General features: G+C 58.7%; 17 protein-coding genes. 1 reads left to right on the forward strand and 16 read right to left on the reverse strand.

The window, feature by feature from the left end; all coding sequences use genetic code 11:
* Position 1 precedes the first annotated feature (1 nt).
* From HU754_RS24310 to trmJ, 14 genes are all read right to left on the reverse strand, one after another.
* Entirely contained in the window at positions 2-1,027 is a 1,026-nt protein-coding gene (locus HU754_RS24310) for a RodZ domain-containing protein (protein WP_186624504.1), read from the reverse strand.
* Positions 1,027-1,785 carry a type IV pilus biogenesis/stability protein PilW gene (pilW, locus tag HU754_RS24315; RefSeq protein ID WP_093430650.1) on the reverse strand — a complete coding sequence of 253 codons (759 nt, stop codon included), beginning with the start codon at positions 1,783-1,785 and terminating at the stop codon, positions 1,027-1,029. The genes HU754_RS24310 and pilW overlap by 1 nt, the downstream gene beginning before the upstream one ends.
* 12 nt (positions 1,786-1,797) lie before the next feature.
* Positions 1,798-2,946 carry a dual-specificity RNA methyltransferase RlmN gene (rlmN, locus tag HU754_RS24320; RefSeq protein ID WP_016984373.1) on the reverse strand — a complete coding sequence of 383 codons (1,149 nt, stop codon included), beginning with the start codon at positions 2,944-2,946 and terminating at the stop codon, positions 1,798-1,800.
* 28 nt (positions 2,947-2,974) lie between these two features.
* Positions 2,975-3,400, reverse strand: coding sequence for a nucleoside-diphosphate kinase (gene ndk, locus HU754_RS24325; RefSeq protein ID WP_007916882.1), 426 nt, complete (start codon positions 3,398-3,400; stop codon positions 2,975-2,977).
* Between the two features lie 88 nt (positions 3,401-3,488).
* Positions 3,489-3,689 carry a Fe-S cluster assembly protein IscX gene (gene iscX, locus HU754_RS24330; RefSeq protein ID WP_008084655.1) on the reverse strand — a complete coding sequence of 67 codons (201 nt, stop codon included), beginning with the start codon at positions 3,687-3,689 and terminating at the stop codon, positions 3,489-3,491.
* A gap of 14 nt (positions 3,690-3,703) precedes the next feature.
* Positions 3,704-4,045: an ISC system 2Fe-2S type ferredoxin gene (gene fdx, locus HU754_RS24335; protein WP_007916885.1), complete on the reverse strand. Its 342-nt coding sequence runs from the start codon at positions 4,043-4,045 to the stop codon at positions 3,704-3,706.
* On the reverse strand, positions 4,045-5,910 hold the full coding sequence (hscA, locus tag HU754_RS24340) for a Fe-S protein assembly chaperone HscA (protein ID WP_099757101.1): 1,866 nt from the start codon (positions 5,908-5,910) through the stop codon (positions 4,045-4,047). Before hscA ends, fdx begins: the two co-directional genes overlap by 1 nt.
* A 51-nt stretch (positions 5,911-5,961) precedes the next feature.
* Complete coding sequence (gene hscB, locus HU754_RS24345) at positions 5,962-6,483, reverse strand: co-chaperone HscB (protein ID WP_007916889.1); 522 nt, start codon at positions 6,481-6,483, stop codon at positions 5,962-5,964.
* Positions 6,484-6,491: 8 nt separating this feature from the next.
* Complete coding sequence (gene iscA / locus HU754_RS24350) at positions 6,492-6,815, reverse strand: iron-sulfur cluster assembly protein IscA (RefSeq protein WP_003227904.1); 324 nt, start codon at positions 6,813-6,815, stop codon at positions 6,492-6,494.
* A 34-nt stretch (positions 6,816-6,849) separates the two neighbouring features.
* Positions 6,850-7,236: a Fe-S cluster assembly scaffold IscU gene (gene iscU / locus HU754_RS24355; protein ID WP_007916892.1), complete on the reverse strand. Its 387-nt coding sequence runs from the start codon at positions 7,234-7,236 to the stop codon at positions 6,850-6,852.
* Between the two features lie 101 nt (positions 7,237-7,337).
* On the reverse strand, positions 7,338-8,552 hold the full coding sequence (locus tag HU754_RS24360) for an IscS subfamily cysteine desulfurase (RefSeq protein ID WP_007916899.1): 1,215 nt from the start codon (positions 8,550-8,552) through the stop codon (positions 7,338-7,340).
* A 47-nt stretch (positions 8,553-8,599) separates the two neighbouring features.
* The gene (iscR, locus tag HU754_RS24365) at positions 8,600-9,091 is read right to left on the reverse strand and encodes a Fe-S cluster assembly transcriptional regulator IscR (RefSeq protein ID WP_038362955.1); all 492 of its coding nucleotides are present in this window, start codon (positions 9,089-9,091) and stop codon (positions 8,600-8,602) included.
* Between the two features lie 237 nt (positions 9,092-9,328).
* Entirely contained in the window at positions 9,329-10,105 is a 777-nt protein-coding gene (gene cysE / locus HU754_RS24370) for a serine O-acetyltransferase (protein WP_186624503.1), read from the reverse strand.
* Between the two features lie 3 nt (positions 10,106-10,108).
* Positions 10,109-10,879, reverse strand: coding sequence for a tRNA (cytosine(32)/uridine(32)-2'-O)-methyltransferase TrmJ (trmJ, locus tag HU754_RS24375; RefSeq protein WP_007916903.1), 771 nt, complete (start codon positions 10,877-10,879; stop codon positions 10,109-10,111).
* Between the two features lie 145 nt (positions 10,880-11,024).
* On the opposite strand from trmJ, the gene suhB reads away from it, so the two are divergent.
* Positions 11,025-11,843 carry a type III secretion system regulator SuhB gene (suhB, locus tag HU754_RS24380; RefSeq protein WP_016773320.1) on the forward strand — a complete coding sequence of 273 codons (819 nt, stop codon included), beginning with the start codon at positions 11,025-11,027 and terminating at the stop codon, positions 11,841-11,843.
* A gap of 254 nt (positions 11,844-12,097) precedes the next feature.
* Here suhB and HU754_RS24385 read toward each other — a convergent pair whose 3' ends face one another.
* Both HU754_RS24385 and secF read right to left on the reverse strand, forming a co-directional pair.
* On the reverse strand, positions 12,098-12,646 hold the full coding sequence (locus HU754_RS24385; RefSeq protein ID WP_007916907.1) for a glycine zipper 2TM domain-containing protein: 549 nt from the start codon (positions 12,644-12,646) through the stop codon (positions 12,098-12,100).
* Positions 12,647-12,767: 121 nt separating this feature from the next.
* Positions 12,768-13,682 (reverse strand): protein translocase subunit SecF, encoded by a 915-nt coding sequence (secF, locus tag HU754_RS24390; RefSeq protein ID WP_186624502.1) that lies wholly within the window; start codon positions 13,680-13,682, stop codon positions 12,768-12,770.
* Positions 13,683-13,689: the final 7 nt, after the last annotated feature.

Below are 13,689 nucleotides of genomic sequence, written 5' to 3' on the forward strand. Positions count from 1 at the left end.
CTTATTGACCCAACTTCAGGCGAGCAGTCTCGCCACTGGTGAACGGAGCGATATCGACCGGCTGGCCGTTGTAGCTGACCTGCGCGGCGCGGGCAACGCCCAGACGTACGTTAAGCGGCGGCTTGCCGGAAACGGTGACGCTATCGCCTTTATGCTTCAGACCACTGAAAATCACTTTGCCACGGCCATCGGTCACTTGTGCCCAGCAATCGGCACTGAACTGCAGTTGTACCTGACCATCGCCAGCCACCGGAGCGGTTGCTTCTGCGGGCGCTGCCGGTGTAGCAGGAACGACCGGAGCGGTGACGGTAGGCGCTGGAGTGGTTGGCGCGGGGCTAGGCGGGGTAGCGACAACCGGCGCCGGTGTATGAACCGGGGCGGTCGGCGTTGCAGCCGGTGCTGCTGGAGCAGTTGCCGGAGCAGCGCCTTCTGCACCAGTCGATTCAGCCGTGGTTTCCGACTGAGGCAGCGCCAGCGCTGTAGAAGTATCGGCCTGATTTTCTTCGACAGCCTGATCTTCCGGCTCGTCGATCGGGTGAATCTGAGTCGTGCCGTCAGCACCTTCGACTTCAACGTGCTCAGGGGCCAGGGACGTCAGGTCCTTGGTGCGCTGGGATGTCTGATCCTGCCACCAGACGAAACCGCCGCCGATGACCGCGATCAGCAACAGCAGGCTGACAATACGCAAAATGGTGTGGGAAACCCGCACCGGCTCTTCGATACGGCCGAGGGCGTGAACATTGCTGCCCTGGGAATCGGTACCGGTGGACTGGTCGAACTGCTGAACCAGAACGGTCTGGTCCATGCCGAGCAATTTGGCATAAGCGCGAATGTAACCGCGAGCGAAGGTATGCCCCGGCAGCTTGTCGAAAGCGCCGGCTTCAAGATTGCTCAGGGAAGTCACGGTGAGGTTGAGCTTGAGGGCCACTTCGGCCAGCGACCAGCCATTGCTTTCGCGGGCCTGGCGCAGGGTCTCACCGGGGTTAACGCGATTCGCTGCTACAACTTCGGGATGCGCCGCTTTCATCATTGCTCCGACAGGTATTGCTGATATTCCGGCGTACCGGGATAGAGTCGTTTTAATTGCAGGCCATAACTGGCGGCCTTGTCGCGATCTTCAAACACTTTTGCCAGCCGAACGCCGAGCAATAGACTACGTGCATTTTGTTCGGTCAACTGGCTGAAACGGTCGTAATAGTCTCGCGCGGGCACATAATGCCTGTCTTCGAAGGACAACTCAGCCATTTCCAGCAACGCGCGTGGTTGTTGACGGTTCAAACGCAGTGCTTTTTCCAGCTGTTGCTGCGCCAGATCACGCTGACCGAGCTTCGCCGCCGTCATGCCGAGGTTCTCGAACACACGCGAACGCTCAGGATACAGGGTATCGGCGGCCGCCTGTTCAAAACGCTCGTAGGCTTCTTTATAACGCTGTTGTTCGTAGAGAAAACTGCCGTAATTGTTGAGGATGCGCGCATCGGCGGGACGGGAGGACAAAGCCTTGCGGAAGTGTTCGTCGGCCAGCTCAGGCTCCATTTCGGACTGAAACACCAACCCGAGGGCAGCGTTGGCGTCAGGATCGGAACCGTCGATTTCCAGCGCCTTCTTCAGCGGCACCTTGGCCCGCTCGGTCATGCCTTGCTGCAAGTATCCCAGCCCCAACTGCACGTAGGCAGCCCGCGCTTCATCGCGGCCCTTGCTGGTCTTCATCGGGTTGTAGTCACCCGACAGGACACAACCAGCACACAGGCTGGCCAACAGCAACAGCAGCGCAAAGCGCAGGGACATAGAGATCCTCTCTTAATTTGTGTTCGCGGCGTTCTGTGCCAGATCGCTGTCGGCGCTCAACTCGCGCACGGCGATGTAACGTTCGCTGCGACGGGTGCGATCCAGCACCTGCCCTACCAATTGACCACATGCAGCGTCGATGTCTTCACCACGGGTGGTGCGGACAGTGACGTTGAAACCGGCCTGATGCAACTGATCCTGGAAACGACGGATCGCGTTGTTGCTCGGACGCTCGTACCCGGAATGCGGGAACGGGTTGAACGGAATCAGGTTGATCTTGCACGGAATGTTCTTCAGCAGCTCGATCATCTCGACGGCGTGTTCAACCTTGTCGTTGATGTCCTTGAGCAAGGTGTACTCGATGGTCAGCACACGCTTCTCGCCAAGGGCGGACATGTAACGCTGGCACGACTCGAGCAGCATCTTAAGCGGATATTTCTTGTTGATCGGCACCAATTGGTTACGCAATGCGTCATTCGGTGCGTGCAGCGACAACGCCAGGGAAACGTCGATGTGCTTGGCCAGCTCATCGATCATCGGCACCACACCCGAGGTGGACAGGGTCACGCGGCGTTTGGAGATCCCGTAGCCGAGGTCATCCATCATCAAATGCATGGCGGCGACGACGTTGTCGAAGTTCAGCAGCGGCTCACCCATGCCCATCATCACCACGTTGGTGATGGCACGGTCGACGGTTGCCGGGACACTGCCGAAAGATTTGTTGGCAATCCACACCTGACCGATGACTTCGGCGGCGGTGAGGTTGCTATTGAAGCCTTGCTTGCCGGTGGAGCAGAAACTGCAATCCAGGGCACAGCCTGCCTGGGACGAAACGCACAGAGTGCCGCGTTTGCCCTGGGGAATGTATACGGTCTCGACGCAGCTGCCGGACGCCACGCGCACCACCCACTTACGGGTGCCGTCGCTGGAGATGTCCTCGCTGACCACTTCCGGACCACGGACCTCGGCAATAGCCTTGAGCTTGTCGCGCAAGGCCTTGCTGACGTTCGTCATGGCGTCGAAATCATCGACGCCAAAGTGGTGAATCCATTTCATTACCTGACCGGCACGGAAACGCTTCTCCCCGATTGAGTCGAAGAATTTTTCCATTTCCTGTTGAGTCAGACCCAGCAGGTTGGTTTTTACAGTCGATGTAGTCATGGATTCACCTTCACTCTTAAGCCAATGCTTAGCGAGTGGTTACTTCAGTAGCTGCGAAGAAGTACGAGATTTCACGAGCAGCTGCGGCTTCGGAGTCCGAACCGTGAACAGCGTTGGCGTCGATGGAATCAGCGAAGTCAGCGCGGATGGTGCCGGCAGCAGCTTCTTTAGGGTTGGTAGCGCCCATCAGCTCACGGTTCAGAGCGATAGCGTTTTCGCCTTCCAGAACCTGAACAACAACAGGACCGGAGATCATGAAAGCAACCAGGTCGCCGAAGAAACCACGAGCGCTGTGCTCAGCGTAGAAGCCTTCAGCTTCAGCTTTGGACAGTTGCTTCAGTTTCGAAGCTACAACGCGCAGGCCGGCTTTTTCGAAACGAGTGGTGATTTCGCCGATGACGTTTTTTGCAACAGCGTCAGGCTTGATGATGGAGAAAGTGCGTTGAACAGCCATGGTGTAACTCCAGAAACGGTAATTTGCGAAAAATTAAACCCGCGAATTATACGCGGGTTCTTGGGTATTGCCTAACCTGCGAGGACGATCAGTCCAATTCTTCAGCCCAGAGCGTCTGAACTGCTTCCAACACCTTCTCGCCAACACGGCCAGAGGTATTGTCGAAATCCGGCAGCTCTTTGATCCATTGCTGCAGATCGACGAAATTGACAGAAAACGGATCTACACCCGGTTTGGCCTCGGCCAATTCTTCTGCAATACGTTGAACATCATTCCAACCGTAGCTCATGACAGTCTTACCAGTCAGTGCGGCGCTTCAGCCGCATGGTTAAGCGAATATTTCGGAATTTCGACGGTGATGTCTTCTTCACCGACGATCGCCTGGCAAGCCAGACGCGATTGCGCTTCCAGACCCCAGGCGCGATCGAGGAAGTCTTCTTCCAGCTCGTCAGCCTCTTCCATCGAGTCGAAACCCTCGCGGATGATGCAGTGGCACGTGGTGCAAGCACAGACGCCGCCGCAGGCGCTTTCCATCTCGATGTGGTGTTCGTGGGCCAGTTCGAGAATCGATGTGCCGGGCGCAGCCTCGACCACCATGCCTTCAGGGCAGAACTTCTCGTGTGGCAGAAAAATAACCTGCGGCATCAGATATCCTCGATTTCATTCAGATTGCGCCCCGACAGAGCGGCTTTCACCGTCAGATCCATGCGGCGAGCAGCAAAAGCATCGGTCACTTGCGACAGACGCTTGGTCTGCTGCTCGATGGCGTAACCATCCGTACCTTTCATCAGTTCGGCCAGTTCCTGCAGCTGCAGATCGATGACCATGCGCTCTTCGGCGTCGAGCAAACGCTCGCCATCGGCCTCCAGAGCGCCCTGCACCGCTTCGATCAGGCGCTGGGCATCGACTTGCTGCTCACGCAGAACGCGGGCGACTTTGTCGTCATTGGCATGCTGGAACGAATCCTTGAGCATTTTGGCGATTTCGCCGTCGGTCAGACCGTAGGACGGTTTGACCTGAATGCTTGCCTCAACGCCTGAACCCAACTCACGAGCGGAAACGCTGAGCAAACCATCGGCATCGACCTGGAAGGTCACGCGAATCTTCGCAGCGCCGGCGACCATCGCTGGAATGCCGCGCAATTCGAAGCGCGCCAGCGAGCGGCAGTCACTGATCAGCTCACGCTCGCCCTGCAATACGTGGATCGCCATGGCCGACTGGCCATCTTTATAAGTAGTGAAATCTTGTGCGCGAGCGACGGGGATGGTGGTGTTACGTGGAATCACCTTCTCCATCAGACCGCCCATGGTTTCCAGCCCCAGGGACAGCGGAATCACGTCGAGCAGCAGCAGTTCGCCGCCATCGCGCTTGTTGCCAGCCAAGGTGTCGGCCTGGATCGCGGCACCGATGGCCACCACTTGATCCGGGTCAATTTCAGTCAGAGGCTGACGACCGAAGGCTTCGGCAACGGCTTCGCGAACACGCGGAACGCGGGTCGAACCACCGACCATGACCACGGCGTGCACGTCTTCCAGCTCAATACCGGAATCGCGAACGGCGCGACGGCAGGCTTTCAGGCTGCGAGCGACCATCGGCTCGATCAGCGCATCGAAGGCTTCACGGGTCAGCTGTGCTTTCCAGTCGCCATAGGCCACTTCAACGCTGGCCGCATCGGTCAGGGCTTCTTTGGCCGCGCAAGCGGTTTGCAGCAGATTGCGTTGTGCACCCGGATCGAGATCGGCGGACAGGCCCGCGCTCTCGATGATCCAGCCGGCAATCGCGTGATCGAAGTCATCGCCACCCAGCGCGCTGTCGCCGCCAGTGGCCAGGACTTCGAAAACACCGCCCGTAAGACGCAGAATCGAAATATCGAAAGTACCGCCGCCCAGGTCATAAATAGCGACCAGGCCTTCAGCGTGTTGATCCAGACCGTACGCCACAGCGGCAGCGGTCGGCTCATTGAGCAGGCGCAGCACGTTCAGACCGGCGAGTTTCGCCGCATCCTTGGTTGCCTGACGCTGAGCATCATCGAAGTACGCCGGAACAGTGATCACCGCGCCAACCAGCTCACCACCCAACGTCGCTTCAGCGCGCTGACGCAGCACCTTGAGGATATCGGCGGAGACTTCGACCGGGCTTTTCGGGCCTTGCACGGTATCGATGAACGGCATGTGCGATTCGCCACCGACAAAGCGGTATGGCAGTTGCTCGCCCAATTGCTTGACGTCGGACAGACCACGACCCATCAAGCGCTTGACCGACAGCACGGTGTTCAAAGGATCGGAAGCGGCAGCGAGTTTGGCCGACTCGCCGACTTCGACGCGATCGGCGTGGTAACGCACAGCGGACGGCAGGATGACCTGCCCGTTTGCGTCGGCCAACGGCTCGGAAAGACCACTGCGCAACGCAGCGACCAGCGAATTGGTAGTGCCCAAGTCGATCCCCACAGCCAGACGACGCTGGTGCGGTTGAGGACTTTGGCCGGGTTCGGCGATCTGCAGTAGGGCCATCGTGATCAGGACTTATCTGTATATCAGGCGTGCGACCGGAGCGGCACTGGGTTAATCGTCGAGGCGCTCTTCTAACTGGCGCACTTCGTAGGTGAGCTTGTCGAGGAACTGCATGCGCCGCATCAGGCGTTCGGCCTGTTCGCGTTGCGCTGCATCATCCCAACAGGCTGCGAAGCTTTCATTGAGTTCTTCCTGAGCCACTTTCAAGCGACGCTTGAACACCGCGACACCGTCGAGATCAGCACTGTCCTGGAGATCTTCAAGCTCTTCGCGCCATTGCATCTGCTGCAGAAGAAACTCGGGATCATGGACCGTGACTTCCATCGGCACTTCATGCCCGCTGATGGTCAGCAGGTAGCGTGCGCGCTGGGCCGGACTCTTGAGCGTCTGATAGGCGTCGTTGAGCCGGGCAGACTGCTCCAGAGCCGACCGTTGCTCACGCTCGGAAGCGTCGGCAAAACGGTCAGGATGAACGCCGCGCGCCAACTCACGATAGCGCGTAGCCAACTGCTCGAGATCCAGACGGAAACCCGGTTGCAGCTCGAATAAAGCGAAATGACAAGGAATACCCACGACAAGCCTCAGATGTTGAAGCTTTCGCCGCAGCCACATTCACCGCGTACGTTGGGGTTGTTGAACTTGAAGCCTTCGTTCAACCCTTCCTTGACGAAATCGAGCTCGGTGCCGTCCAGGTAGGCCAGGCTTTTCGGGTCGATGATCACTTTTTCGCCGTGACTCTCGAACACCTGATCCTCTGCAACCACCTCGTCGACAAACTCCAGCACGTAGGCAAGGCCGGAACAGCCTGTGGTGCGAACACCCAGACGAATCCCTTCACCTTTGCCGCGCCCGTCGAGGGAGCGCCGCACGTGTCGAGCAGCCGCTTCTGTCATGCTGATAGCCATCGGTGACTCCTTACTCGTCGCCAAATCCAGAAAGTCAGATCAAGCCTTTCTTCTGCTTGTAATCGCGAACAGCCGCTTTGATAGCGTCTTCAGCCAGTACCGAGCAGTGAATTTTCACTGGCGGCAGGGCCAGTTCTTCGGCCAGCTGGGTGTTCTTGATGGTTTCGGCTTCGTCCAGGGTCTTGCCCTTCATCCACTCGGTGGCGAGGGAGCTGGAAGCGATGGCCGAACCGCAGCCGTAGGTCTTGAACTTGGCATCTTCGATGATGCCAGCGTCGTTGACCTTGATTTGCAGACGCATCACGTCGCCGCACGCCGGAGCGCCGACCATGCCGGTGCCGACATCAGGATCTTCCGCGTTCATCTTGCCGACGTTGCGCGGGTTTTCGTAGTGGTCGATGACCTTTTCGCTGTAAGCCATGATTCTCAATCCTCACTCATCAGGGCCGCTCTTGAGACCCTGCAACTGCGCTGCGTAAACCGCCGCGTCGCTACAGGATCTGTATCTGGCGGCTTCTATATTTAGTGTGCCGCCCACTCGATTTTCGAGATATCGACGCCGTCTTTGTACATGTCCCACAGCGGCGACAGAGCGCGCAGCTTGGTAACGGCCTCGCAGACTTTCTGCGCGGCGTAGTCGATTTCTTCTTCGGTGGTGAAACGGCCGAAGGTGAAGCGGATCGAGCTGTGTGCCAGTTCGTCGTTGCGGCCCAGGGCGCGCAGCACGTACGAAGGCTCCAGCGACGCCGAGGTGCAGGCCGAACCAGACGATACCGCCAGATCCTTGAGCGCCATGATCAGCGACTCGCCTTCAACGTAGTTGAAGCTCAGGTTCAGGTTGTGCGGAACGCGGGCGGTCAGGCTGCCGTTGACGTACAGCTCTTCCAGATGCTCGACCTGCTTGTAGAAGCGGTCGCTCAAGGCTTTGATACGGACGTTTTCAGCAGCCATGTCTTCTTTGGCTACGCGGAACGCTTCACCCATACCGACGATCTGGTGGGTCGCCAGGGTGCCGGAACGCATGCCGCGCTCGTGACCGCCGCCATGCATGGTCGCTTCGATGCGCACACGCGGCTTGCGGCTGACGTACAGCGCGCCGATGCCTTTAGGGCCGTAGGTTTTGTGGGCGGAGAACGACATCATGTCGACTTTCAGTTTCTGCAGGTCGATCTCGACCTTGCCAGTGGACTGAGCGGCGTCGACGTGGAACAGAACGCCCTTGGCGCGGAGCATTTCGCCGATCGCGGCGATGTCGTTAACGGTGCCGATTTCGTTATTCACGTGCATTACGGAGACCAAAATGGTGTCTTCGCGCAGTGCAGCTTCAATCATGGCCGGGGTGATCAGACCGTCTTCGGTCGGCTCGAGGTAAGTAACCTCGAAACCTTCACGCTCCAGCTGGCGCATGGTGTCCAGGACAGCCTTGTGCTCGATCTTGGAGGTGATCAGGTGCTTGCCCTTGGAGCCGTAGAAATGTGCCGCGCCCTTGATTGCCAGGTTGTCGGACTCGGTAGCACCGGAAGTCCAGACGATTTCGCGCGGATCAGCGTTGACCAGATCGGCCACCTGACGACGGGCGTTTTCAACGGACTCTTCAGCCTTCCAGCCGAACACATGGGAACGGGACGCCGGGTTACCGAAGTTTCCGTCGACCAGCAGGCATTCACTCATTTTTTGCGCAACACGCGGATCAACCGGGGTGGTCGCAGAGTAATCAAGGTAAATCGGCAATTTCATGGACTATCTCCTAAATCAGGGCTGGCGTGCCGCTAGCTCTCTGGCTGTCATTCGACGGCGGACGCTTCAATCTTGTCCAGGCGTGGCGCCTTGCTGTTGCAACGGCGCTGGTCCTGACGCTGGGCTACTTCTTGCACCTCACGGCGAGTCACAAGATCAGCCAAGCTGATACCACTTAGAAATTCGTGAATCTGCAGGCTCAAATCGCACCACAGATGATGGGTCAGGCAGGTGTCGCCGGAATGGCAATCGCCCTGGCCCTGGCATTTGGTGGCATCGACCGATTCGTTTACTGCATCGATCACCTGGGCGACCTGGATGCCCTGCATCTCGCGGGACAACTGATAGCCACCACCCGGGCCGCGAACACTGGAAACCAGGTTACTGCGGCGCAGCTTGGCGAACAGCTGTTCGAGGTAGGACAGGGAGATGCCTTGGCGCTCGGAGATATCGGCCAGGGACACGGGCCCGTGCTGCGCGTGCAACGCCAGGTCAAGCATGGCGGTCACGGCGTATCGGCCTTTTGTAGTCAGTCGCATGGACAGTTACCACGGAGTTCAGAATGGGGCGAGTATGCAATTCCCGAGTATTTAAGTCAACTTTAAGACCTAGTACTTTAGTCAGGTTTACCCGCAAAAGAGCGCGCGCATCATAGCAAAGGCTGGCGGCATGCAGCCAGCGGTACCGCGTTATCGTTCTTCGCGAGCAGGCTCGCTCCCACACTGGAACGCAATTCCCTGTGGGAGCGAGCCTGCTCGCGAAGGAATCGGCGCGGTTTAGCCGGCCTGACTCTGATCCTTACCCTTCACACAGGCAAAGTCTTCTTCACGCAGCTCAGGCAGATCTTTCGCACAGTAATTGCTGCCCAGATCCTTCAGCGCGCCGCACATCCCCTCCAGCCGCCCGTCCACCGCTTGCAGGTGATCGAGCAACTGACCAATGGCACGCGCCACCGGGTCGGGCATGTCTTCGCTGACGCCGTAGGCATCGAAACCGATCTTCTCGGCCATGGCCTTGCGCTTGGCATCCTGCTCTTCGTCAGACTTGACGATGATGCGCCCGGGAATACCGACAACCGTGGCGCCCGGCGGTACTTCTTTGGTCACCACGGCGTTGGAACCGACCTTGGCACCAGCCCCGACGGTGAACGGGCCAAGCACCTTGGCGCCCGCGCCCACGACCACACCATCACCCAGCGTCGGGTGGCGTTTGCCCTTATTCCAGCTAGTGCCGCCGAGGGTCACGCCCTGATAAATAGTCACGTCATCGCCAATCTCGGCGGTTTCACCAATGACGATACCCATGCCATGGTCGATAAAGAAACGACGACCGACCTTGGCCCCCGGATGAATCTCGATCCCGGTCAGCCAGCGACCGAAGTTCGACACCAGCCGCGCCAGCCATTTCAGTTCGTTGCGCCACAACATGCCGGCCAATCGATGGATCCAGATCGCATGCATGCCGGGGTAGCAGGTCAGGACTTCAAAAGCGTTACGCGCCGCCGGGTCTCGATGGAATACGCTCTGGATATCTTCACGCAAACGCTCAAACATCTTTTAGTCCTTCCGCTTAAGAAGCTCACCACGGGCCGCTTTCTGGGTTTCCGTGAGGATGCCACGCAAAATATTCATTTCCGCCCGGCTGACCGAGCTGCGTCCGTACAACCGGCGCAGGCGCGCCATCAAGTGTCGCGGCTTTTCCGGATCGAGGAATTCGATGGCGACCAGTGTCTGCTCCAGATGCTCATAAAAGCGTTCCAGCTCATCCATGGTCGCCAGCTCGGCGCTTTTCACCGAAGCCACTTCTTCCTTCTCGATCTTGCTCGGCTGACCTTGGGCGGCCAGCCAGGCCATGCGCACTTCGTAGCTCAACACCTGCACCGCCGCGCCGAGGTTCAACGAACTGAACTCAGGGTCGGAGGGGATGTGCACGTGAAAGTGACATCGCTGCAGCTCTTCGTTGGTCAGACCGGAATCTTCACGACCGAATACCAGAGCGATTTCGGCGCCCTGCCCGGCTTCTTCAACCACTTTGGTGCCGCACTCGCGCGGATCCAGCAGTGGCCAGGGAATGCGGCGGTCACGGGCGCTGGTGCCAAGCACCAGATTGCAGCCGACCAAGGCATCTTCCAAGGTGGCGACGACTTGCGCATTTTCAAGGATGTCACCGGCACCGGAAGCACGAGCATCGGCTTCGTGGTGCGGGAAGACCCGCGGTTCGACCAGCACCAATCGCGACAGACCCATGTTTTTCATGGCGCGCGCGGCCCCGCCGATGTTGCCGGGGTGGCTGGTATTGACCAGGACGACACGAATGTTCTGCAGCAAGGGAGGCGCTCTCGGACACAGGAAAGGGGTGCAAATCTTACAGAACAGCCTACCGTTAAGCTATGAAAGCGAACAGCGTCCTTCACCTGAAGAAAAGTTCTGATAGAATGCGCGGCTTTCTTTAACAACCTTAGGTGACACATCCATGCAGCCCATGCTGAATATCGCGCTGCGCGCCGCCCGCAGCGCCAGTGAACTGATCTTCCGCTCCATCGAGCGCCTGGATACCATCAAGGTCGACGAAAAAGACGCCAAGGATTATGTATCCGAGGTCGATCGCGCCGCTGAACAGAAAATCATCGACGCGCTGCGCAAGGCTTACCCGAATCACTCGATCCAGGGTGAAGAAACCGGCCTGCACGCCGGCACCGGCATCGAAGGCGAAGAGTACCTGTGGATCATCGATCCACTGGACGGCACCACCAACTTCCTGCGCGGCATTCCTCACTTCGCTGTCAGCATTGCCTGTAAGTACCGTGGTCGCCTGGAACACGCAGTGGTTCTGGACCCGGTTCGCCAGGAAGAATTCACCGCCAGCCGTGGTCGCGGCGCCCAACTGAACGGTCGTCGCCTGCGCGTCAGCGGTCGCACCAGCCTTGACGGCGCCCTGCTGGGTACCGGCTTCCCGTTCCGTGATGACCAGATGGATAATCTCGACAACTACCTGGGCATGTTCCGCGCCCTGGTTGGCCAGACTGCCGGCATCCGCCGCGCCGGCTCCGCCAGCCTGGACCTGGCCTATGTCGCCGCTGGTCGCTTCGACGCGTTCTGGGAGTCGGGCCTGTCCGAGTGGGACATGGCTGCAGGCGCCCTGCTGATTCAAGAAGCCGGCGGCCTGGTGAGCGACTTCACCGGCGGTCACGACTTCCTTGAAAAAGGCCACATCGTTGCCGGCAACACCAAATGCTTCAAGGCAGTACTGACGGCGATCCAGCCGCACCTGCCGGCTTCGCTGAAGCGCTAAGCTTCACGCGAAAGGAAAAAAGCACCCTTCGGGGTGCTTTTTTTATGCCTGGAATTCGATCTTCAGATCGCCAAAATCTTCATGTGGGAGCGAGCCTGCTCGCGAATGCATTCTGACAATCGACATTGATGTCGGCTGGCACACCGAATTCGCGAGCAGGCTCGCTCCCACAGGGGGGGGGGGGCACGGTGTGCCAGAAATGGCGGGTACAAAAAAGCACCCCGCAGGGTGCTTCTTTTTAAAACAGTCGGTCCTTACTGAGCCGGCTCATTCTGCGACAGAATCAGCTTGCCTTCCTTGTCGACCGGAATCTGGTTGCCCGGATCGCGATCCATCCGCACTTTACCTTCCTTGCCATCGAGCGAGTAACGCACGTCGTAACCGACGACCTTGTCGCTGATGTCGTTGACCGTGTTGCAGCGGGTTTGCGTGGTGGTGTAGGTATCACGCTCTTGCATGCCTTCCTGCACCTTGTTACCCGCATAACCGCCACCGACCGCACCGGCCACCGTGGCAATTTTCTTGCCGGTGCCGCCGCCAATCTGATTACCCAGCAAACCACCTGCCAGCGCACCCACAACGGTACCGGCAATCTGGTGCTGATCTTTTACCGGTGCCTGACGCGTCACTGTCACGTCCTTGCACACTTCACGTGGAGTCTTGATCTGTGTTTTAACCGGCTCGACGGCCAACACTTGCGCATACTCAGGGCCGCTTTTAACCAGGCTGTAGGTGGCAACAGCACCCCCGGCAGTTACACCGACAGCACCCAATACCGCACCAACCAGCAACGACTTGTTCACATGAACCTCCTGACCATCACATGCGGGACACGCCCGCGCTTCTCCCAGCCTTGGAGCATAAAAAAAGGCGCGAGTTCAACTCGCGCCTTTCTTGGGCTGACAGCCGGGAAAACGATGGCCGTTATGGACGGTCGTCGACTTCCTTCTCGGTGTTCGCCGGAGGAATCAGATCCTCAGTGCTCAGGTTCAGCCAGATCAGCACCACGTTAGCGATGTAGATCGACGAGTAAGTACCCGCCAGAACACCGATGAACAGGGCAATCGAGAAACCGAACAGATTGTCGCCACCGAAGAACAGCAGTGCCGCGATCGCCAGCAAGGTGGAGATCGACGTCGCCATGGTCCGCAGCAGGGTCTGGGTGGTCGAGATATTGATGTTCTCGATCAGCGAAGCCTTGCGCAGCACGCGAAAGTTCTCACGAACCCGGTCGAATACCACGATGGTGTCGTTCAGCGAGTAACCGATGATCGCCAGTACCGCCGCCAGCACCGTCAGGTCGAAGGTGATCTGGAAGAACGACAGGATACCGATGGTCACGATCACGTCGTGGATCAGCGAAACGATGGCGCCGACCGCGAATTTCCACTGAAAGCGGAAAGCCAGGTAGATCAGGATGCCGCCGAGCGCCAGCAGCATGCCGAGGCCGCCCTGGTCACGCAGCTCTTCACCGACCTGCGGGCCAACGAACTCGACGCGCTTGACCGTCGCCGGGTTATCACCGCCGAGCTTCTGCAGCGCTTCCGCGACCTGATGCCCCAACTGCGGATCTTCACCCGGCATACGCACCAGCAGATCGGTGGTTGCACCAAAGCTCTGCACGATGGCCTCGTGGTAACCCGAAGTCACCAGCTCTTCACGCACCTTGGTGACATCGGCCGGACGCTCGTAGGTCAGCTCGATGAGCGTACCGCCGGTGAAGTCCAGGCCCCAGTTCATGCCCTTGGTAGCGACGCTGAAAATAGCCAGCAACGTGAGAAACACTGTGACGCCGAACGCGAAGTTGCGAACGCCCATGAAGTTGATTGTACGTAACATGGCAGCC

The sequence above is a fragment of the Pseudomonas zeae genome (assembly GCF_014268485.2).
Taxonomy (GTDB): domain Bacteria; phylum Pseudomonadota; class Gammaproteobacteria; order Pseudomonadales; family Pseudomonadaceae; genus Aquipseudomonas; species Aquipseudomonas neuropathica.

Excerpts from the sequence above, each read along its gene's own strand:
- fdx (WP_007916885.1), bottom strand. The coding sequence starts at position 4,045 with ATGCCGCAGGTTATTTTTCTGCCACACGAGAAGTTCTGCCCTGAAGGC.
- ndk (WP_007916882.1), bottom strand. The coding sequence starts at position 3,400 with ATGGCTGTTCAACGCACTTTCTCCATCATCAAGCCTGACGCTGTTGCA.
- iscR (WP_038362955.1), bottom strand. The coding sequence starts at position 9,091 with ATGCGACTGACTACAAAAGGCCGATACGCCGTGACCGCCATGCTTGAC.
- pilW (WP_093430650.1), bottom strand. The coding sequence starts at position 1,785 with ATGTCCCTGCGCTTTGCGCTGCTGTTGCTGTTGGCCAGCCTGTGTGCT.
- HU754_RS24360 (WP_007916899.1), bottom strand. The coding sequence starts at position 8,552 with ATGAAATTGCCGATTTACCTTGATTACTCTGCGACCACCCCGGTTGAT.
- cysE (WP_186624503.1), bottom strand. The coding sequence starts at position 10,105 with ATGTTTGAGCGTTTGCGTGAAGATATCCAGAGCGTATTCCATCGAGAC.
- iscU (WP_007916892.1), bottom strand. The coding sequence starts at position 7,236 with ATGGCTTACAGCGAAAAGGTCATCGACCACTACGAAAACCCGCGCAAC.
- suhB (WP_016773320.1), top strand. The coding sequence starts at position 11,025 with ATGCAGCCCATGCTGAATATCGCGCTGCGCGCCGCCCGCAGCGCCAGT.
- hscA (WP_099757101.1), bottom strand. The coding sequence starts at position 5,910 with ATGGCCCTACTGCAGATCGCCGAACCCGGCCAAAGTCCTCAACCGCAC.
- secF (WP_186624502.1), bottom strand. The coding sequence starts at position 13,682 with ATGTTACGTACAATCAACTTCATGGGCGTTCGCAACTTCGCGTTCGGC.
- iscX (WP_008084655.1), bottom strand. The coding sequence starts at position 3,689 with ATGAGCTACGGTTGGAATGATGTTCAACGTATTGCAGAAGAATTGGCC.
- HU754_RS24310 (WP_186624504.1), bottom strand. The coding sequence starts at position 1,027 with ATGAAAGCGGCGCATCCCGAAGTTGTAGCAGCGAATCGCGTTAACCCC.
- iscA (WP_003227904.1), bottom strand. The coding sequence starts at position 6,815 with ATGGCTATCAGCATGACAGAAGCGGCTGCTCGACACGTGCGGCGCTCC.
- rlmN (WP_016984373.1), bottom strand. The coding sequence starts at position 2,946 with ATGACTACATCGACTGTAAAAACCAACCTGCTGGGTCTGACTCAACAG.